Source organism: Kosakonia oryziphila (assembly GCF_900094795.1).
Classification (GTDB): Bacteria; Pseudomonadota; Gammaproteobacteria; order Enterobacterales; family Enterobacteriaceae; genus Kosakonia; species Kosakonia oryziphila.
The window spans coordinates 106923-126897 of record NZ_FMBC01000006.1; the positions used below are offsets into that span (position 1 = coordinate 106923).

Below are 19975 nucleotides of genomic sequence, written 5' to 3' on the forward strand. Positions count from 1 at the left end.
GCTAAGCGTAATCGAGTGTCGTATTAATGATAATCAGGTTTCTTAAGGCAGCGCATGGGAAAATCCAGCGCGCCTTCATTCACGCATTCACGCTTTATTAATGTCTGGTCTCAACATTTAATATTTTCCCCAGGCCCAAAAACTTATTGGTGATAATTAACAAGGTAGCGGTGACGGTAATATAAATGACCGACAGGGCTGCCAGTGTCGGGTCAGCAAATTCACGCACATAGTTGTACATCGCCACCGGTAAGGTCTGTGTTGCCTGGGTAGTAATAAACAACGACGCGGTAAATTCGTTGAAGGAGAGGATCGCGGCAAACAACCAGCCGCCAAACAGGCCTGGTAAAATTAATGGCACGGTGATAGTCCATACCACGCGCAACGGCGATGCACCAAGGCTTGCCGCCGCCAGTTCAATGCGCTGCTCAAGGTTTTTTAACGACACATAAACGCTGCGCAACACAAACGGCAGTATTAGCACGATGTGGCAGAAAATCACCAACGGATAACCGCGCCCCAGGTTGAGTTGCGACACCAGCATCAACAGCCCCAGGCCAATGGTGAAGTGGGGGATAAACAGCGGTGACAGCAGAATCCCTTCCAGCACCTGTTTGCACGGAAACGCATAGCGTTCGATAGCTATCGCCAGCGTGGTGCCGATGATTACCGCCAGTGAAGACGCCCATGCGGTGACAATCAGCCCGGAGTAGAAGCCGTGACGGAAATCATCATAATTCACCGCGCGCTCGAACCAGCGCAGCGACCAGCCTTTCGGCGGGAAAAACAGCACGGCGGTGCTGCTGAACGAGGAGATAAATACCACGATAGTCGGCAGCATCACAAAGAGCAGAATAGCGGCGACCAGCAGCCGGCCCGCCAGTACAGTCAGTTTGTCTTTGAGCGAACGGGTCATATCAATGCTCTCCCATCGTGTGCAGGAATCGGGTCATGCGTTTGAGCGCCATCAGCAACAGAATGGTCAGGATTAAACCGGCGATGCTCAGCGCGGCGGCAAACGGGAAGTTCATCGATGAGAAACCCAGTTGATAGACCATGGTCGCCACGGTGCTGACGCGTCCGCCGCCAATAAGTTGCGGTGTGGCAAAGGCGCTAAAGGTCCAGGCAAACGCAGTAGTGAGGCTGGAGATAATGCCGGGGATAGACAAGGGGATCGTCACGGTCAGCAAGGTGCGGATCGGCCCTGCGCCCAGGCTGGCGGCGGCTTTCTCGTAATCCGGGTTGATGTGCGACAACGCAGTCGCCAGCATCAACACCATAATTGGCATGGTAACGTGTACCAGTGCCAGAACCACGCCGGTTTGCGTAAACATAAACTGAATCGGCGTTGAGATGACGCCTAACGCCAGCAGCAAACTATTAAGGAAGCCGCTGTTACCCAGAACGATAATCCATGAATAGGTGCGCACCACTTCGCCGAGAAACATCGGCGTAATCGCAATAATCAAAATCGCGGATTTGATCCACATGGTGCGAGTGCGCACCAGTGCATACGCCAGCGGATAACTCATCAACAGGCCAAAAATAGCGGTTTTCGCGCTCAGTATGACGGTGTTAATAAAAGCATCGGCATAGATACTTTTGAACAGGCCTTTGAAGTTCGCCAGCGTAAATCCGCCCACGTCGAGCGAGCCGGGAATATAAGCGCGCACGCTGAACTGCATCACCGCGAACATCGCGACAACCAGCCCGACTGCGGCCAGCGTCGCGGGAATAATGAACCAGGGGAAAAATGTCGGTTTTCTCGTCATAGACCTTGCTGCCTGATTAATGTGCTGCTGGTAGAACCCGGGCGACCCGCAAGCCGCCCGATAAATCAATGAGACATGATGTTTTCAGAGAACCATTGACGCCACTCTGCGGTTTTCTCAGCACGCAGTTGCGGATCGGTATTGATGGTGGCATTCCACTGCTCAGGCGTGGTAAGCATGCCTGGCAGTTTCGCCAGTTCAGGATCGATATGCGCGTTGGTTACCGTTGGACTGCCGTGGTAAATTTTTGCCACTTGCTGCTGAATTTCGGGTTTCAGAGCAATATTCATAAACTTATATGCGAGATCGCTATGTTTGGTGCCTTTGTTGATACCAATGGTATCGACGCCTAAAATCGCTCCCTCTTTGGGTATCGCCAGTTTGACGTCCACCCCTTCAGCCATCATGTTGTAGGCGTTCATCGACAGCATCACTTGTACCGGGGTTTCGCCGGTGGAGATCAGTTGCTGACTGTTGGCATCGTCGGTATAGAAAGATTTGATATTTGGGATCAGCGCTTTCAGCTTCGCCTGGCCTTGCTGCCAGTGCGCCGCATCGGCGCCGGAGAGTTTTGCTGCCACCGCAATGATATGGCTCGGATCCCAGTCCGGCAGCGCCAGTGTGCCTTTCAGTTCAGGCTTCCACAGATCGTTCCAACTGGTAAAGGTTTCGCCTTTGGGTACCAGGTCCGGACGATAGCCGATGGTGTAAACGTAGCCCCATACGCCGAGGTGATAAGGGCTGACTTTCGCCTGTTGCACGAGGTTTGCGGCGTTCGGGATTTTACTCATATCGAGTTTTTCAAACAGGCCAGAGTTAGCGTACAGATAACCCACATGCGCGGTGGTAAAGGTCACATCAGTTTCTGGTGAACCGCCCGCCAGCTTAGCTTTGTTGAGACGATCAATGGTACCGCCGGTGACAAACTGCACTTCTACGCCGGTTTCTTTGGTGAACTCTTTGGCAATGGTTTCATCGATCAAATCTTTAAAACCGCCGCCCCAGGTGCTGACAATCAGCTTGTCAGCGGCCATCGCATTTCCGGCGCTGAGTACACTGGTGGACAACAACGTTAAGGCACAAATCTTACGCAACATATTCTTATCCCCATCGATGAAATGGCTGTGGTAGCAATCTGAAACCCGGCGCGCCAGAACGGTGCAAACGGTGTTCCCTGGTGTGAAATCGATAATGCCGTGGCGAACAGATTGCGTAAAACAGCCTTTTCCTCGCCGTTGCATCAGAATTTCTGAGGCTAAAAAGGGTGCTGCTTTGCAACGGATTTTCTTAACCAGTGATAAGGCAGAAGGGAAGAAGATCACAACAAAAGCAGGGGATTATGCTGTTAATTTTCATTTGGCATGATAAATGCATAAAAATTAACACTATTAGAATGACTGGCGCGACATGATCGCGTCGGCGATCTTAGGAGAACCTGCATGCTCAGTCGCATTACCCAGCGTCAGCTGGAATATTTTGTCGCCTCCGGAGAGGCTGGCAGTATCATTGGCGCCTCAGAACGTATCCACGTTTCATCACCGTCGATCTCCGCTGCTATCACTCATATCGAATCCGAACTGGGCGTACAGCTTTTTGTTCGCCATCACGCGCAGGGCGTTTCGCTTACTGCTATTGGGCATCAGGTTCTGAAAGAGGCGAAGCTCATTCTGGAGCAGATGTTGAATCTTTATACTATCGCCTCGGAATCCATGAACAATGTGCGTGGCCCGCTGCGCGTGGGCTGTCTGGATACGCTGGCGCCGATGCTGACCCCTGAACTGGTGTTCGGTTTTGGTCGTGCGTTTCCCGGCGTGCGCATTACGCTTGTCGAAGGCAACCATGAACAGTTGCTGAAACAGCTACGCACCGCCGATATCGATATCGCCCTGACCTACGATTTAGTCCCCGCCAGCGATATCGCATTTACCTCACTGGCACAGTTGCCACCCTATGTGATGGTGGGTGAACATCACCCGCTTGCGACACAATCGGCGGTGACCATTCAGGATCTGGCGACGATGCCAATGGTGTTGCTGGATATGCCATGGAGCCGTGAATATTTCCTTGGCCTGTTTAGCGAGGCGGGCGTGACGCCGAATGTGGTAATGCGCTCCAGCAATATGGAAGTGGTGCGCTCGATGGTGGCAAACGGCGTGGGGTTTGGTATCGCCAACGTGCGGCCGAAAGCGCATCTCTCCCAGGATGGTAAACGCCTGATTCGCGTACGGCTTGCAGGAACGAACAGGGCGATGCAACTCGGTTACGCGACTGCCGCTCACACTCAGCACTCCATGGTGGTTAACGCCTTTGCTGAGCGCTGCCGCGTTTTTATCTCCGACCAGTATATTCCTGGCATGGCGGCGCCAAGCTATTTCGATCCGCAGGTGGTGCGGGTGGCGTGACGCCGGGCGTGGCGACAGCTTAGTAGCCACGCTCCGGGAATACCTGATTGGTCACCGATTCACCGCGTGCGGCGCGCTGAATGTTTTCTGCCACCTGAAGTGCGGCGCTGGCAGGGATGGCAACCGATGCCAGATGTGGCGTGATCAGCACGTTGTCCATGCGCCATAATGGATCATCTGGTGGCAGTGGTTCGCGGTCAAACACGTCCAGCGTGGCTTCAGCAATCTGCCCTGATTGCAGCGCCGCTGTCAGCGCTGCCTGATCGACAATCGCACCGCGCGAAACATTGATAAACGCCGCGCCAAAGGGGAGGTGGGACAGCCGTTCTGCACTGAGCAACCCAGCCGTGTGCGGTGTGAGCGGCAGCATGACCACCAGAATGTCACTCTGGCTGAGGAAATCATTCAGCGACGCCAGCCCACTGCTGCACCTTATGCCGGTCATCACTTTTGGCGAACGCGACCAGCCGCGCACGTCGAATCCTTGTCGTACCAGTTCCTGCGCCGTATACGCGCCGAGTTCTCCCAATCCCAGTACACCGACACGGATGTCGGAGGGCTTACGTGGATGCAGATAATGCCAGCGTTGTTCACGCTGCGCGTGCTCAAATGCCGGGATATCTCGCGCGTAGCGCAGCACGGCAAACAGTACATATCCGGCCATCATGCGCGCCATATCAGGGTCGGAGAGCCGAATTATCGGAATATCCGGCAGATCGTCGCGTCCCACCAGTGAGTCGACGCCCGCCCCGAGATTCACCAACAGTTTGAGATTGCGGTATGGCGCAAAGAAGCCATGTGGTGGCTTCCATGTCAGCGCATAGTGCACCTCAGCGGGGTTTTGCACCGTTTCGGCGCGGCAAATTGTCACGCCGGGCAAATGTGGGGCAAGTAACGCTGACCACTCTTCGAAGCTGTCGAATTCGCTGTAAAACACTAATGTACTCATACAGCGCGCGTTCCCAACAGGTTGACTACCGCATCAATCGCCAGCTCGTAACCGGCTGCGCCCAGCCCGGCAATGACACCGGTTGCCGCTTTCGACACCAATGAGTGATGGCGGAACGGCTCGCGTTTCCAGATATTGCTCATATGCGTTTCAATGATCGGGCCATCAAACATCAGTAACGCATCAAGAATGGGCACCGAACTGTAGGTCAAACCCGCAGCATTGATAATTAATCCCATGGCGTTTTGGCGCGCTTCCTGAATCCAGCCAACCAGTACACCTTCATGGTTGCTCTGGCGGAAATGCAATATTACCCCGTGTGACGCGGCGCGGCGCTGACAGCGCTCTCCGATGCTGACAAAACTTTCGCTGCCGTAGGTGCCATTTTTATCCAGCCCATACAAGTTGGCGTTCGGCCCATTGAGAAAATAGATCTGCTGTGACATGCACACTCCTGATTAATACGGACGCGTCGCGGCCATCGCCGGATGCGCATCGAAGACGGCGAACCATGCGGCGGTAAGCGGGTGATCGGCACGCCAGTTGAGTTCGGCAAAGCGGAAGTCGAGATAACCGAGTGCACAGCCAATGGCAATCAGCCCGATATCGTTGGGATTTTCGCTGAAATCACTGACCTGGCCTTCGATCTCTGACAGTGCAGCGGCGACTTTTTTTAGCTGCGCGTCAGCCCATTTTTGCCACTGCTTCTCCGGTGGTCGCGCACTGAATTCGTAGCGCGCCAGTAATGCGGCATCTATCATCCCGTCACCCAGCGCCTGGCGTGCCAGGCTTCTCCAGCGCGCCTCACCCTGTTCCGGGTATAAATTGCCCTTGGCCCGCGCGTTGAGGTATTCACAAATTACCCGGCTGTCATAGAGACAGAGTCCGTTCTCGGTGCGCAGCGCTGGCACTTTTGCCAGCGGATTAAACACGGCGATACGTTCGTCGCGTTCGATCGGATGGGCGGCAGAGTCCAGCCGTTCCATTTCATCAGCAAGACCCAGTACGGTTGCGCACACCATCACTTTGCGTACATACGCGGACGTGGTGGCAAAAAAGAGTTGCATCATTAGGCCACCTGTAGCAGCACTTTGCCGATGTTGGCGTTGGCTTCCAGGATACGATGGGCGTCTGCGGCTTGCGCTAACGGTAAGGTTTGATACAGCGTCGGTGCGATTTTGCCTGCGGCGATCAGCGGCAGCAGATGTTTGCTGATGCACTGCGCCAGCCGCATTTTCTCGGCCGCGCTTTTGGGGCGCAGGGTCGAAGAGGTCAGGCTCAGTCCCTTACGCATCACCAGTTGCAGATCAAGTTCAATCTTCGCGCCCTGCATAAATGAAAGACTGACATGACGTCCGCCTGGCGCTAACACACTCAGGTTGCGCGCCACATAATCGCCACCGACATTATCCAGCACCACATCGACACCGCGTCCTTCGGTTGCAGCAAGCACGGCGGTAACGAAATCTTCGCTGTGGCGATCGATAGCGCGCCATACGCCGAACTGTTGCAGCGCCGATATCTTTTCACCACCGCCAGCCGTCGCAATCACGCGCGCTCCGCAGGCCTGTGCGCATTGAATAGCAAACGTGCCAACACCGCTGGCCGCACCGTGAATCAGTACGGTTTCACCCGGCTGCAAACGCCCCAGTTCAAACAGGTTATGCCATACGGTAAATGCCGCTTCCGGCACGCCTGCTGCCTGCGTGAGTGGCAGCGTTTCCGGCACGGATAAACAGAGTTCAGCACGCGCCACGCAGTAGTCCGCATAACCGCCACCATTGAGCAGCGCCATAACCGGCGAACCCACAGCGGGGGATTCAACTCCCGCACCCAGCGCCACCACGGTGCCGGAGACTTCTAACCCCAACACATCTGTTACTCCTGGCGGCAACGGCATACCGTTGCGTTGCAGGATATCGGGGCGATTGACCCCCGCACTGACAATACGAATCAGCACTTCACCCGCGCCAGGCTGCGGTACAGGACGCTGTACGCGTTCTAACACCTCAGGGCCGCCCGGGCGGCACGCAATCACGGCATTCATCATTTCAGGTATCATCGGTGTTTATCCCTCGCTTGCCGTGCTAAACGCACACACGCCTTCGTCATCTACATTTACGCCAACCAGGCTACCGACGGGCCAGTGCGTCAGCGAATTCAGGCCGGACTGGCGTGCAAACAGCGCTGCGCTGCCCAGTGCGGGCACATCAAGATGTACATCGACATGATCGCCCTGAAAGACATGGGCAATAACCGTGGCGCTAAACAGTGAATGCGGGCCAAGCGCTGCCAGTTGAATATTTTCCGGACGGACGTAGACATCAAGGCGTTCGCCAATCGTGGCATGTACACGCTCTGCTGGCAGACGTAGCACATTACCGCCCAGATTGAGCATCGCAGCGCCATCGCGACCGGCATAGCGCCCCGGCAGAATATTCACATCACCGACAAAGCCTGCGACAAAGGGATCCTGCGGACGACGATAAATTTCATCCGGCGTACCAATCTGACGTACATGACCTGCCGACATGACCACCACGCGATCGCTCATGCTCAGCGCTTCACCCTGATCGTGCGTCACGAAGACGGTGGTGACGCCAAGCTTGCGCTGAATCGCTTTCAACTCAACCTGCATTGACAGGCGCAGGTTTTTGTCCAGCGCGGAGAAAGGTTCATCCAGCAGCAGCACCTTGGGACGAATGACCAGCGCGCGTGCCAGTGCCACACGCTGCTGTTGGCCGCCAGAGAGTTCACGTGGCTTGCGGTGGCCGTAACCGGCAAGCTTCACCAGCGCCAGCGCCTGCTCAACGCGTTCAGCAATCTCGGCTTTGGGCACACCGCGCATACGCAGGCCGTAGCCTACGTTCTTCTCTACCGTCATATGCGGGAACAGTGCGTAGTTCTGGAAGACAATGCCAATTTCACGCTGCCAGGGTGGTATATCGGTAACCAGATCGCCATCAATAAAGATCTCGCCGCCATCCGCTTCGGCGAAACCCGCCATCAGATTCAGCAGCGTGGTTTTACCGCAGCCTGAAGGGCCGAGCAGCGTAACAAATTCCCCTTCCTCAATCATCAGGGATATTTTGTGTAAGGCGATGGCGTCGCCAAAGCGTTTTAGTACGCCATCAAGCCGTACGGCAACGTTAGCTTTGTGTGTGATGGGGAGCAGCGTGTCGGGCTGCGGGAATGTGGTGACTTCTGCACTGACCATGGAATCTCCAGAAACGGGCTATCGAATACTGACCACCAGCATACGGCGTAAGCGCGCATCACGCGGTTAGTGCTTCCTGAAGCTGGCATTTGGAAAAGTTAAAGCAGTGAAAGGGCTGGGTGGATAAATGAAGGGCGGCCAGGACGCGCCCTGCATTTACGGTGAAAATTTGTTGGTTTCAGTGTCGCGGCAGCGTCATGCTTTTTGGCACATCCACGTAGCAAGACGACGTAGCAGGGCATCGCAGGCGTCCAGTTGCTCGACAGTGATAAACTCATCTGGTTTATGGCCCTGCGCCATACTGCCCGGCCCACAGACTACGCTGGGGATGCCCGCCTGATGAAACAACCCGCCTTCCGTACCGAATGCGACGGTACTGAACGCTTCAGAACCGGTTAGATGGGCAAGCAGCCGCGCAGCGGCGCTTTGCGCGGTGGTGTACAAACCGGGATAACTGCTGATGGGATAAAAGCGGATCGCCGCTTCGCTATTTATGGCGCGCATTTGTGGCAGGAGTTCGCGCTGCGCATAACATTCCAGTTCCTGGGCCACGTCCTGCGCGTCATCCTGCGGCAACGTGCGTACCTCGAAGTCAAACGTACATTCGGCAGGCACAATATTTAGCGCCCGGCCTCCCCGGATGATGCCGGTTTGCACGGTGGTAAAGGGCGGATCAAAACGCGCATCCTGATGTTCCGGCGCGGCCAGTCGCTTGCCTATCACCGTAAGGTGGTGGATAAGCTTTGCGGCATATTCGATGGCATTTACCCCCTGAGGTGCGTAGGCCGAATGACAGGCGGCGCCTTGTACTTCACAGCGCACGCCGAGCTTGCCTTTGTGGCCGAGCACAGGTTGCAGTGCGGTGGGTTCGCCAATCAGGCAGATATCGGGCTTTTCCGGGCGACGGGAGAGTTCGTCCAGCAGGGTTCGCACGCCAAGGCATCCCACTTCCTCATCATAGGAGATTGCCAGATGTAGTGGTTGCACCAGCGGCTGCCTAAGAAAATAGGGTACGGCTGCCAGCATACAGGCGATAAAGCCTTTCATGTCCGCCGTGCCGCGACCGTACAATTTGCCTTCTCGCTCCGTCAGAGCAAAGGGGGGAACGCTCCAGCTCTGCCCGTCAACGGGCACTACGTCACTGTGACCCGAAAGCATTATGCCGCCGCTACCCGGCGGGCCAAGCCGGGCATACAGATTCGCTTTGCTGTGCTCGGCGTTGTGAATCAGTTCGCACTCAACGCCCAGGCCGGTTAAGTAGCGGCGAACAAAATCGATCAACGCCAGATTGGATTCGCGGCTGGTGGTGTTAAACGCCACCAGTTGTTCCAGCAGTTTGCGACTGCCCATCATCGGATCTCCTCGCGGTTACTCGTCACCCGGTACACCGTAACCCGGCGCACTGCGGGGATCGATCGCGCGGGTTAAATAGTCCTGTATCTGTGGTTTATAGGCGTGCCAGAGCTTGTTAAGTTCCATAATCGGATCGGCGTCGGTCCAGTCGACGCGTAAATCAACAATCGGCCAGACTGGCGAATCCACAATCGACAGCGCCGCCGAATGTAGCGGGCCGGCTTCCCCGCCAGCTAGCAGGCCCGCTTGCATCGCGGCAATAAGCCTGTCAGCAAGATGCCCGGATTGTTGCTCGAAGGCACTGACCATCGCGGTAATAACATCCGCATTTGCCAGCAGATTACCCGCCGCCACACAGTTCTTCCCGCACAGCGCGTTGTTGACGCCCAGCGTTTTTTCGCCGCTGTAGAACGCGCTTTCACCGCTGGCGGTCAGCACGGTAACCTGCCGGTACATAAAGTAGTCATCCGTGCCAAGCCCGAACTGTAGCGCGGTTTCGGCAGCATCGCCGTGCTGTAACCGATCAAGAATACGCGGCCCCAGCGCTGGTAAGGTGATGTTTTGTGTTGATACCGCGCCCACCTTGCTGCGTAGCCAGGGGCAGCGCGCGCCGACTGCGATGCTGGAAGAGCTGATAGCAATGCCGATCTGGCCGGTTTGTGCGCAGCGTCCGATAATCGATAACGTCATGTTTTTATGCTCCTGATTGCGGCGACCATTCGTCCGGGATAACTGCGATAACATCAATTTCCATCAGCCATTGCGGCTGACCAAGCGCAGAAATGACCAGCCCGGTTGAGATCGGAAATACCCCTTTCAACCATTTGCCAACCACTTGATAAACCGGCTCGCGGTAGCGGGGGTCGATGATATAAGTGGTTGTCTTAACGATGTGGGACAGATCGCTGCCCGCTTCTTCCAGCAGTTGTTTAACGTTCTTCATCGCTTGCTCGGCCTGCGCCGCCGGATCGCCAAGCCCCACCAGGTTGCCTTCGAAATCAGTCCCAATCTGACCGCGAACGTACACGGTATTGCCTGCGCGCACGGCCTGGCAAAGATCGTTATCAAGTGACTGATTTGGGTAAGTGTCTTTCGTGTTGAATTTGCGAATGCGAGTATGTGTGCTCATGTCTGCCTGCCTGGAAATGGATTCCCGGCAAGGTATACATTTTCAGGCACAACAAACAAAACAGAATAATCCGAGGCGTTAGTTTAGAAAATGCGAACACCCCTCCAGACCCGCGCCGCTTTGTGATCATAAAACGGTGAATCGTCCCAGCGCGAAAGGCCCGGTAACGTTCTCCCCACATTTCAATCGCAATCTCGTACAGGCTTGCAGACTTCTGATGAATCTACATGGATATCAGCGTGTTACATTTCCTTACCTAAAGCCGCTTTGATGAAATAATAACGTAATTAAATTAATGAAAAGTGAATGAAGTGTTCAGGCATCTGGTTTGCTGTTTATTCCCGCAGACGCCTTTGTTCAGCTAGTGTTAATTACGCAATTGTGTATCCGAAAAGAGAGCTTGTTAGCTGCCAGCGCTGGATCCCTAAGCTCTGCGAAGTAACAAGCGGTACGAAAAACTGGCCTTGCTTATAACAAAGCCCTTACATCCAGAAACTAAATAGTAACATCTGGTTATATTTGCGCAGGTAAATTAAATGTCTCACCTTTCTTTGAGGATTGGTTATGAAGAACTTCGCATCAACTTTACTCATGTCCGGAAGCGTTTTTGCGGGAGCACCTGCTGTCATTTGTCTTAATGCCCTTTCGTTAATCTTGACCGAACGAATGCAGATAATGAGAGATGTTGCAGCCTACAAGGCGAAGTATCGTTTACCCGTGGAGGATTTAGCGCGGGAACAAAAAGTGCTGTCGGCGGCACGGAATACTGCACAAGAGGCCGGGCTGGAACCGCAGTCAGTGGAGCCATTCATCAGCGCGTTGATGACTGCGGGGAAAGCGATACAGCATCGCTATCTGGCCGACGGATTTACACAACCAGATTTATCTGCCACTCACCGGGATCTTGACGGAATCAGACAGCGTATCAATGAACTGGACAAGCATCTGCTCATGACTATCAGCCAGCGGCTTCGCACAGGTGAACTGTCTTATTCAGAGCGGGCCTGGCTGGCTGAGAAAACCGCATCCCCGAATCTGACTGAAGCAGAGAAGGACAATCTACTGGACACCATGCGCTTTATTCAGCGTGCCGGGTAAGTAGCAGTTGCTGCGCTGCCAGGCGAGTCAGCATCTGTGCTGGTAAGCCTTTTTGAGCCACTGATAATTCAGGCCGATTCGATTAACGCTTTGGATACCTGAGCGGTACGGAAGAAATATTCTATCACGGTTATGCAATCCGACAGGGTCGTCTGGCGGCGATATCAAACCCGATAGTTTAAGCGCTGAAAATTAACGGATTCATCCTTATCTGATTCCCGTTACAGCGCCTCGGTGTTCTCACATGCAAAAAGAATCGATACGACTTCGTCATATTTTGGTTAACAACCATCTTCAGACTCATATGATATTTTCTTTTTATGTCACTGAAGTCATTTATTAATATACCGTTAACGATATTTAAAGACGTCATTGCAGTAAAGTTTACTTTTATAGAGTTAAATTATATCTAATAAAAATGAGAACATCGGCAGGTAACTCCCGGCTGTGTTTTTACAGATATTGCAATTCTGTTTACTTTTGTATGTCGCCGGCTAAAAACATCAATGATACCCGGTGATAGTGAAGGCATTAATGACTATTTACGGAGTGAACATGGAATCTGAACCGCGTAATTTTATTAACTCTATCGTTAAAAACTTTAAAGAAGCCATTGGGTTGATTAATGTGTTGATGCTGGAACCTGAAGAGCCTGATACCTTGCGTTTGCTGCACGTTAAACTGGATGTTATCAAGGCCGGGATTGAACAGGATATTCGCCTGTTAACCAGAGCTAATCTGGACAGTAACGCTATGCTTTGCCTTTACCCGATACACAATGCAATGAACGCGCTGAATTATTGTCTTGGGATCCTGCGACATATGCCGTTAAATAATCAGTTTTATCATGATTTCGAAGAGGTTAAACATGCCGTCAATGCCCTTGATGCGATATCAGGTCGGGTCTTTACTAAACCAGGAAACGATGAATAAACACAAACAGATCTCCTTTTATATGAAAAAAGGAAAGCACAATGAAAAGCCGTACAGTTTGCTAAAGCCAGCGCGATTTAATTTATGTCATGTTCACTGACTGTTGTAAAAATGAAGAGGCGGAAAATTATATCTTTTTTTTCTCAACAAACATAAACGCTACTTAAACTGAATATGTATTTGCCACATTTTTTATCGCGACGACGCTAAAGTATTTCAACCATTCTGATATCAGGATCATTATGTTTATTCTTCATTGTAATTTGAAAGTAATAATCTCTGGCATGTTAGCCGTCCTGGTATCAGGGTTCAGCGCGACGCTGTTGGCCCAGGATAGCCCTGATTTTCCTGAGCCTGCGCTGCCCACCCATATCTGCGCAAGACTGGTTCCCCACCAGGTTTATTCATCAGGAGACGATACCCAACGACTTCAGTCGGCTATTGATAACTGCCCACGGGGTGAAGCTTTACAACTCCTTGCTGGTCGTTTCTTCAGTGGGCCTTTGACAATGAAATCTGGCGTTACACTCTGGATTTCGCATGGGGCAATGTTGGCAGCAAATCCTGACCCACGTGTTTACGACAAAAATGGGCGTTGTGGAACCCTCGATCATAAGGGGAATGGTTGTCGGCCCTTTATCCTTTTTAGGAACACCGACGGTGGAGGCATTATCGGGGAGGGGATTATTGATGGGCAGGGCGGTGAGCTGATGAAAGGAGAGAATGAATCATGGTGGCAGTTGGCTCGCCGCGCGCAGACGGAAGGCAGGGCGCAGAACGTGCCTCGCTTGGTTGAAATAGACGATGGTTCACATATTCTTTTTCACGGTATTACGCTGCGAAATTCCCCAGGATTCCATGTCACCCTGAAAAATGTCCAGGGCGCAATTTTCTGGGGCGTACGTATTGATACGCCTGCAAATGCCCGTAATACCGATGGCATTGATCCTATTTCGTCGCAGAATATCCTGATAGCTCACAGCTTCATCAGAACCGGTGATGACAATGTTGCGATTAAAGCGGGCGCTGGTGGGCCCACGCGTCATGTGCTGTTAGTGGACAACCATTTTTATTGGGGACACGGAATGTCCATTGGTAGTGAGACGGTGGGCGGTATCAGCGATATTCGTGTGCGTGATTTGACGCTTGATGGTACGACCTCAGGGCTGCGCATCAAAAGTGACAACAGCCGGGGTGGACTTGTCAGCGATATTCGTTACGAAAATGTTTGTCTGCGGGGTAATCGTCGGCCGCTCGACTTTGATACGCGATATGATGTGCATGCGAGCGGTAGCAACATTCCTGTTTACCGTGATATCTCCCTGAGTCATATTTCCGGCGAAACCGGCCAGTTGGTGTTACGCGGTTATGACGCCGTTCATTCTTTGCATTTTGTCCTGGACGGCGTCTATTTCAGCAATGCGGCTCGCTGGTTAATCGAATCGGCGCAGCTCCGCATAGGCCCTGGCGGCGTCTCGCCTGTTCCGCCGGGAGAAGCACCGCTACAGCAATCGGTTGTTGCTGCTGATTGCGCAAAAAACTGGAGCCCCTTTCCCGTAACGGATATGCCATCGGTAAAATGAATAGCGGAGAAGGCGGCCATTTTAATGGCGCGTCAAACCGGACACGCCAGGCCGACGATTTCATCCTGAACGGATCACGGAGAAAACCACTCCGCACTATGTTGATTGCTGGCGCACATGCGTACGCTTAGGGTAACCGATACTGCGGCGCCACGCGCCCGGTGCCTGGCCATACTGACGCTTGAAGCTGCGGTTGAAGGACTGCTGGGAGTCAAAGCCCAACGCCATTGCCACGTTCAAAATCGGCTCGTCGCTGTGGGCTAAGCGCTCGACCGATTTTTGCAGCTTTTGCGCGCGAATATATTCGGCGAGACGATAACCGGTATGTTCTTTAAATATCCGCTGGAGGTGCCATTTCGAATAACCGGCGCGCCTGGAAACAGTGTCAATGTCCAGACGGCTTTCAAGGTTGTTGTCGATCCAGTCGAGTAAGTCGTGAATAAAGGCGCCAGTGTTCATCATGTTTCCCCACGCAGGCTTATTAAAAAGCATCTTGATCTGTTGCATTTAAAGGTGGCTCGCTTTTGCATTAATTGCAAGTTTTATTGTTGCATTTAAATCCCTGTCCGGAACGGGTGATTTACCTCTGACTCAAATAGCACATAAAGTGCAACAATTATTCTTGCACTTAATTTAGCGCCTCCCTACAATCGCCGCGATAGTGTATTCGGAACTGTTACAGTTTTGTGGCGATGAACGACACAAATGGCCTTAAGCCAGCCCGGACAAAGGAAGTGGCGCAGCATCTCCTGCTGCGTCTTGCCCGGCGGCTACAATTAGTGGAATAAAAATAATGAGCCTGCAAAAACCTTGGGTTAATTTTCATTTGAATGCGCTGGGAGCAATATTCCTCTCCATACTGCTCGTCGGGTGCGATAACAGTGTCGCGCAAAACGCCGCGCCACAAGCTCCCTCCGTCAGCGCTGCTAATGTGGTAGTGAAATCCATTAGTCAGTGGGATAGCTTTAATGGTCGGATTGAAGCGGTGGAAAGTGTTCAGCTTCGCCCCCGCGTCTCCGGCTATATTGATAAAGTGAATTACACCGATGGCCAGGAGGTGAAAAAGGGCGAGGTGCTGTTCACCATTGATGACAGAACCTATCGCGCTGCGCTGGAACAGGCGCAAGCGACGTTGGCGAGAGCCAAAACGCAGGCCAGCCTGGCGCAAAGTGAGGCTAACCGTACCGATAAATTAATCAATACCAACCTGGTATCCCGAGAAGAGTGGGAGCAGCGCCGTTCGGCCGCCGCCCAGGCACAGGCCGACATTCGCGCCGCGCAGGCGGCAGTTGACGCCGCGCAACTTAACCTGGATTTCACCAAAGTCACCGCACCTATCGATGGCCGCGCCAGCCGCGCGTTGATCACCAGCGGTAACCTGGTCACTGCTGGTGACAGTGCCAGCGTGCTCACCACGCTGGTTTCGCAGAAGACGGTTTATGTCTACTTCGACGTGGATGAGTCGACCTACCTCCACTATCAAAATCTCGCCCGCAGTGGGCAAGGGGCGTCCAGTAATCACCTGGCGCTACCGGTTGAGATTGGTCTTGTTGGCGAGCAGGGCTACCCCCATCAGGGCAAAGTGGATTTTCTTGATAATCAGCTAACGCCGAGTACCGGTACGATCCGTATGCGCGCGCTGTTGGATAACACGCAGCGTCAGTTCACGCCGGGACTGTTTGCCCGTGTACGTCTACCGGGCAGCGCTGAATTCAAAGCCACGCTTATCGACGACAAAGCGGTGCTGACCGATCAGGATCGAAAATATGTTTATATCGTTGATAAAGATGGTAAAGCGCAGCGTCGCGATATTACTCAGGGGCGTCTGGCAGACGGTTTACGCATTGTGCAGCAAGGGTTGAACCCAGGCGATAGAGTCATCGTCGATGGTTTACAAAAAGTGTTTATGCCGGGTATGCCGGTTAACGCGAAAACTGTTGCCATGACCGCCAGCACCGCCCTCAACTGATCCCTTATCTGAGAATCCGACACATGGACTTTTCCCGCTTTTTTATCGACAGGCCGATTTTCGCCGCAGTGCTGTCGATTCTGATTTTTACTACAGGATTAATTGCTATCCCTCTGTTGCCGATCAGCGAATATCCTGACGTCGTGCCGCCAAGTGTACAGGTGCGAGCGGAGTACCCAGGGGCCAACCCGAAAGTGATTGCAGAGACCGTGGCGACGCCGCTGGAAGAAGCGATCAACGGTGTTGAGAACATGATGTACATGAAATCTGTCGCAGGCTCCGACGGTGTACTGGTGACCACTGTAACTTTCCGCCCGGGTACCGATCCCGATCAGGCGCAGGTTCAGGTGCAAAACCGGGTATCGCAGGCCGAGGCGCGTCTGCCGGAAGATGTGCGGCGTTTGGGTATCACCACCCAGAAACAGTCGCCGACACTCACGTTGGTGGTGCATCTGTTTTCGCCCGGCGGTAAATACGACTCACTGTATATGCGTAACTACGCCACGCTAAAAGTGAAGGATGAACTGGCGCGTCTGCCAGGCGTTGGCCAAATTCAGATTTTTGGCTCAGGCGAATACGCTATGCGCATCTGGCTGGATCCCAATAAAGTGGCAGCGCGCGGTCTGACGGCCTCGGATGTGGTGACGGCGATGCAGGAGCAAAACGTACAGGTTTCCGCCGGGCAGCTTGGCGCCGAGCCGCTGCCGAAAGAGAGCGATTTCCTGATCTCAATTAACGCCCAGGGCCGTCTGCACACGGAAGAGGAGTTTGGCAATATTATTTTGAAAACGGCACAAGACGGCTCGCTAGTTCGCTTGCGCGACGTGGCGCGTATAGAAATGGGTTCCGGCAGTTATGCGCTGCGCTCCCAGCTTAACAATAAAGACGCGGTAGGGATCGGTATCTTCCAGTCGCCGGGGGCGAACGCCATCGATTTGTCTAACGCGGTGCGCGCTAAAATGGACGAACTGTCAAAGCGTTTCCCGGAAGATATGAAATGGGCGGCACCTTACGATCCGACGGTTTTTGTTCGCGATTCCATTCGCGCGGTCGTGCAAACGCTGCTGGAAGCGGTAGTGCTGGTTGTACTGGTGGTGATCCTGTTTCTGCAAACCTGGCGCGCGTCGATTATTCCGCTGATCGCGGTGCCGGTATCGGTTGTGGGAACGTTCAGCATTCTCTACCTGCTTGGCTTTTCGCTTAATACCCTCAGTTTGTTCGGGCTGGTGCTGGCTATCGGTATCGTTGTGGACGACGCCATCGTGGTGGTGGAAAACGTTGAGCGAAATATCGAAGAGGGGCTGTCTCCGCTTGCGGCGGCGCATCAAGCGATGCGTGAAGTGTCCGGGCCGATTATTGCGATTGCACTGGTACTGTGCGCGGTATTTGTACCGATGGCGTTTCTCTCGGGAGTAACCGGTCAGTTCTACAAACAGTTTGCGGTGACGATCGCGATTTCAACGGTGATCTCCGCCATCAACTCGCTGACGCTCTCTCCGGCTCTGGCTGCCTTGCTGTTAAAGCCGCACGGCGCGCCGAAAGATTTTCCTACCAGACTTATCGATCGTCTGTTCGGTTGGCTTTTCCGTCCGTTTAACCGCTTTTTCCATCGCAGCTCGGACGGCTATCAGGGGCTGGTAGGCAAAACGCTCGGACGACGTGGCGCGGTGTTTGTTGTTTATGTGCTGCTGCTCTGTGCCGCTGGCGTCATGTTTAAAGCCGTACCCGGCGGATTTATTCCGACCCAGGATAAGCTCTATTTGATTGGCGGCGTGAAAATGCCGGAAGGTTCTTCACTGGCACGCACCGATGCAGTGATCCGCAAAATGAGCGAAATCGGTATGAATACCGAAGGCGTGGATTATGCGGTCGCTTTTCCTGGGCTTAATGCGCTGCAATTCACCAATACGCCGAATACCGGGACGGTCTTTTTTGGCCTGAAACCGTTCGACCAGCGTAAACATACTGCGGCGCAAATTAACGCTGAGATCAACGCTAAGATCGCGCAAATCCAGGAGGGCTTTGGTTTCTCCATTTTACCACCGCCGATTTTAGGGCTGGGTCAGGGTTCAGGCTATTCGTTGTACATACAGGATCGTGCCGGTCTTGGCTATGGCGCGCTGCAAAATGCGGTGAACACAATGTCCGGCGCGATTATGCAGACGCCGGGGATGCATTTCCCTATCTCAACCTACCAGGCTAACGTTCCACAGTTGGATGTACAGGTCGATCGTGATAAGGCGAAAGCGCAGGGCGTGTCGCTGACCGATCTTTTCGGTACGCTGCAAACCTATCTGGGATCGTCTTATGTGAACGATTTTAACCAGTTTGGACGTACCTGGCGCGTAATGGCGCAGGCCGACGGACCGTTCCGCGACAGCGTGGAAAATATTGCTAATTTGCGCACCCGTAATAATCAGGGTGAAATGGTGCCGATTGGCAGTATGGTGAAGATCACTACCACGTACGGGCCAGATCCGGTGATTCGCTACAATGGTTACCCGGCGGCGGATCTCATTGGCGATGCCGATCCTCGCATACTCTCTTCTGCGCAGGCGATGGCGCAACTGGACGGGATGTCTAAACAGATATTGCCGAATGGGATGAATATTGAATGGACGGATCTGAGTTACCAGCAGGCCACTCAGGGCAATACGGCGCTGATCGTCTTCCCGGTCGCGGTTCTGCTGGCTTTCCTGGTGCTGGCAGCGCTGTATGAAAGCTGGACGCTGCCGCTGGCGGTGATCCTTATCGTTCCGATGACGATGCTGTCTGCGCTGTTTGGCGTCTGGCTGACCGGTGGCGATAACAACGTGTTCGTGCAGGTTGGTCTGGTTGTACTGATGGGGCTGGCCTGTAAAAACGCGATTCTGATCGTTGAGTTTGCCCGCGAGCTGGAAATTCAGGGGAAAGGTATCATGGAAGCGGCGCTGGAGGCTTGCCGCCTGCGTTTACGCCCAATTGTGATGACCTCCATCGCCTTTATTGCCGGGACGGTTCCGCTGATCCTCGGCCACGGCGCGGGTGCAGAAGTGCGTGGCGTCACCGGGATCACGGTATTCTCCGGTATGCTGGGCGTGACACTGTTTGGTCTGTTCCTGACGCCGGTGTTTTACGTTACGCTGCGTAAATTGGTGACGCGCGACAAACCGGTAAGCGACGTTTTACCCGCATAAGTTAGTTGTTGCGGATAACAAAAAACCGCCTTCATAGTGAAGGCGGTTTCAGACTGCTGACGAACCCCATGTTTTTGCATGGGGTTCTTCTTTTGTAGCGACCGCAGGTCGCGATCGCGATATTTTCCCGCTTTAACCTGTCATCACTTTCTCTGGCTTCACAGGACGAAGGCATCCCCCTGACAGACCTTCCTGCACCATAAAAAACAGATAAAAAAGCGCCAGCAGCGCCATCTTCTTCATATTCTGCGCCGTCGCCGCAAGCAGGCACTGCATCTGTACCTTCATCAGACCACGGAACCGCGCATACCGGTGCCCGTGATGTTGTTTCGCATCCGCGAAGCTCCGCTCCACTGTCTCCTTACGCCGCGCATACACCTTTTTGCCCCATTTC

General features: G+C 53.6%; 19 protein-coding genes. 6 read left to right on the forward strand and 13 right to left on the reverse strand.

The features are described from left to right. Positions 1-97: 97 nt before the first annotated feature. From GA0061070_RS04615 to GA0061070_RS04625, 3 genes are all read right to left on the reverse strand, one after another. Entirely contained in the window at positions 98-916 is an 819-nt protein-coding gene (locus GA0061070_RS04615; RefSeq protein ID WP_090134069.1) for an ABC transporter permease, read from the reverse strand. 1 nt (position 917) lies between these two features. Then, complete coding sequence (locus tag GA0061070_RS04620; RefSeq protein ID WP_090134071.1) at positions 918-1772, reverse strand: ABC transporter permease; 855 nt, start codon at positions 1770-1772, stop codon at positions 918-920. A gap of 65 nt (positions 1773-1837) precedes the next feature. After that, complete coding sequence (locus GA0061070_RS04625) at positions 1838-2869, reverse strand: ABC transporter substrate-binding protein (RefSeq protein ID WP_090134098.1); 1032 nt, start codon at positions 2867-2869, stop codon at positions 1838-1840. Positions 2870-3211: 342 nt separating this feature from the next. On the opposite strand from GA0061070_RS04625, the gene GA0061070_RS04630 reads away from it, so the two are divergent. Beyond that, the gene (locus GA0061070_RS04630) at positions 3212-4174 is read left to right on the forward strand and encodes a LysR family transcriptional regulator (protein ID WP_090134073.1); all 963 of its coding nucleotides are present in this window, start codon (positions 3212-3214) and stop codon (positions 4172-4174) included. A gap of 19 nt (positions 4175-4193) precedes the next feature. Here GA0061070_RS04630 and GA0061070_RS04635 read toward each other — a convergent pair whose 3' ends face one another. The 8 genes from GA0061070_RS04635 to GA0061070_RS04670 form a co-directional block, all read right to left on the reverse strand. After that, positions 4194-5123, reverse strand: coding sequence for a 2-hydroxyacid dehydrogenase (locus GA0061070_RS04635; protein ID WP_244153038.1), 930 nt, complete (start codon positions 5121-5123; stop codon positions 4194-4196). Beyond that, positions 5120-5569, reverse strand: coding sequence for a type II 3-dehydroquinate dehydratase (locus GA0061070_RS04640; RefSeq protein WP_090134075.1), 450 nt, complete (start codon positions 5567-5569; stop codon positions 5120-5122). The genes GA0061070_RS04635 and GA0061070_RS04640 overlap by 4 nt, the downstream gene beginning before the upstream one ends. A gap of 12 nt (positions 5570-5581) precedes the next feature. Further along, the gene (locus GA0061070_RS04645) at positions 5582-6193 is read right to left on the reverse strand and encodes a glutathione S-transferase (protein ID WP_090134077.1); all 612 of its coding nucleotides are present in this window, start codon (positions 6191-6193) and stop codon (positions 5582-5584) included. Beyond that, positions 6193-7185, reverse strand: coding sequence for an NAD(P)H-quinone oxidoreductase (locus GA0061070_RS04650; RefSeq protein ID WP_090134078.1), 993 nt, complete (start codon positions 7183-7185; stop codon positions 6193-6195). Before GA0061070_RS04650 ends, GA0061070_RS04645 begins: the two co-directional genes overlap by 1 nt. A 6-nt stretch (positions 7186-7191) precedes the next feature. Then, the gene (locus GA0061070_RS04655) at positions 7192-8340 is read right to left on the reverse strand and encodes an ABC transporter ATP-binding protein (RefSeq protein ID WP_090134080.1); all 1149 of its coding nucleotides are present in this window, start codon (positions 8338-8340) and stop codon (positions 7192-7194) included. 195 nt (positions 8341-8535) lie between these two features. Then, positions 8536-9693, reverse strand: coding sequence for an acetylornithine deacetylase (gene argE, locus GA0061070_RS04660; protein ID WP_090134082.1), 1158 nt, complete (start codon positions 9691-9693; stop codon positions 8536-8538). Between the two features lie 15 nt (positions 9694-9708). Continuing rightward, positions 9709-10383 carry a DUF1028 domain-containing protein gene (locus GA0061070_RS04665; protein ID WP_090134083.1) on the reverse strand — a complete coding sequence of 225 codons (675 nt, stop codon included), beginning with the start codon at positions 10381-10383 and terminating at the stop codon, positions 9709-9711. Positions 10384-10387: 4 nt separating this feature from the next. Beyond that, the gene (locus GA0061070_RS04670; RefSeq protein WP_090134085.1) at positions 10388-10822 is read right to left on the reverse strand and encodes a RidA family protein; all 435 of its coding nucleotides are present in this window, start codon (positions 10820-10822) and stop codon (positions 10388-10390) included. 564 nt (positions 10823-11386) lie between these two features. On the opposite strand from GA0061070_RS04670, the gene GA0061070_RS04675 reads away from it, so the two are divergent. From GA0061070_RS04675 to GA0061070_RS04685, 3 genes are all read left to right on the forward strand, one after another. Further along, entirely contained in the window at positions 11387-11920 is a 534-nt protein-coding gene (locus GA0061070_RS04675; protein ID WP_139109728.1) for a chorismate mutase, read from the forward strand. A gap of 555 nt (positions 11921-12475) precedes the next feature. After that, complete coding sequence (locus GA0061070_RS04680; protein WP_090134086.1) at positions 12476-12853, forward strand: hypothetical protein; 378 nt, start codon at positions 12476-12478, stop codon at positions 12851-12853. Between the two features lie 242 nt (positions 12854-13095). Then, positions 13096-14436: a glycoside hydrolase family 28 protein gene (locus GA0061070_RS04685; protein ID WP_244153039.1), complete on the forward strand. Its 1341-nt coding sequence runs from the start codon at positions 13096-13098 to the stop codon at positions 14434-14436. A 96-nt stretch (positions 14437-14532) separates the two neighbouring features. On the opposite strand, the gene GA0061070_RS04690 is transcribed toward GA0061070_RS04685, so the two are convergent. Then, positions 14533-14895: a helix-turn-helix domain-containing protein gene (locus GA0061070_RS04690; protein WP_090134104.1), complete on the reverse strand. Its 363-nt coding sequence runs from the start codon at positions 14893-14895 to the stop codon at positions 14533-14535. Between the two features lie 334 nt (positions 14896-15229). Between GA0061070_RS04690 and oqxA the strand changes: the two genes are divergently transcribed. Together oqxA and oqxB are read left to right on the forward strand one after the other, a co-directional pair. Beyond that, positions 15230-16405, forward strand: coding sequence for a multidrug efflux RND transporter periplasmic adaptor subunit OqxA (gene oqxA, locus GA0061070_RS04695; protein ID WP_090134089.1), 1176 nt, complete (start codon positions 15230-15232; stop codon positions 16403-16405). Between the two features lie 23 nt (positions 16406-16428). Then, the gene (gene oqxB, locus GA0061070_RS04700) at positions 16429-19581 is read left to right on the forward strand and encodes a multidrug efflux RND transporter permease subunit OqxB (RefSeq protein ID WP_090134091.1); all 3153 of its coding nucleotides are present in this window, start codon (positions 16429-16431) and stop codon (positions 19579-19581) included. Positions 19582-19713: 132 nt separating this feature from the next. Here oqxB and GA0061070_RS04705 read toward each other — a convergent pair. Next, positions 19714-19975, reverse strand: a 262-nt coding sequence (locus GA0061070_RS04705) for a transposase (RefSeq protein ID WP_244153040.1), incomplete at its 5' end; no start/stop codon positions are given.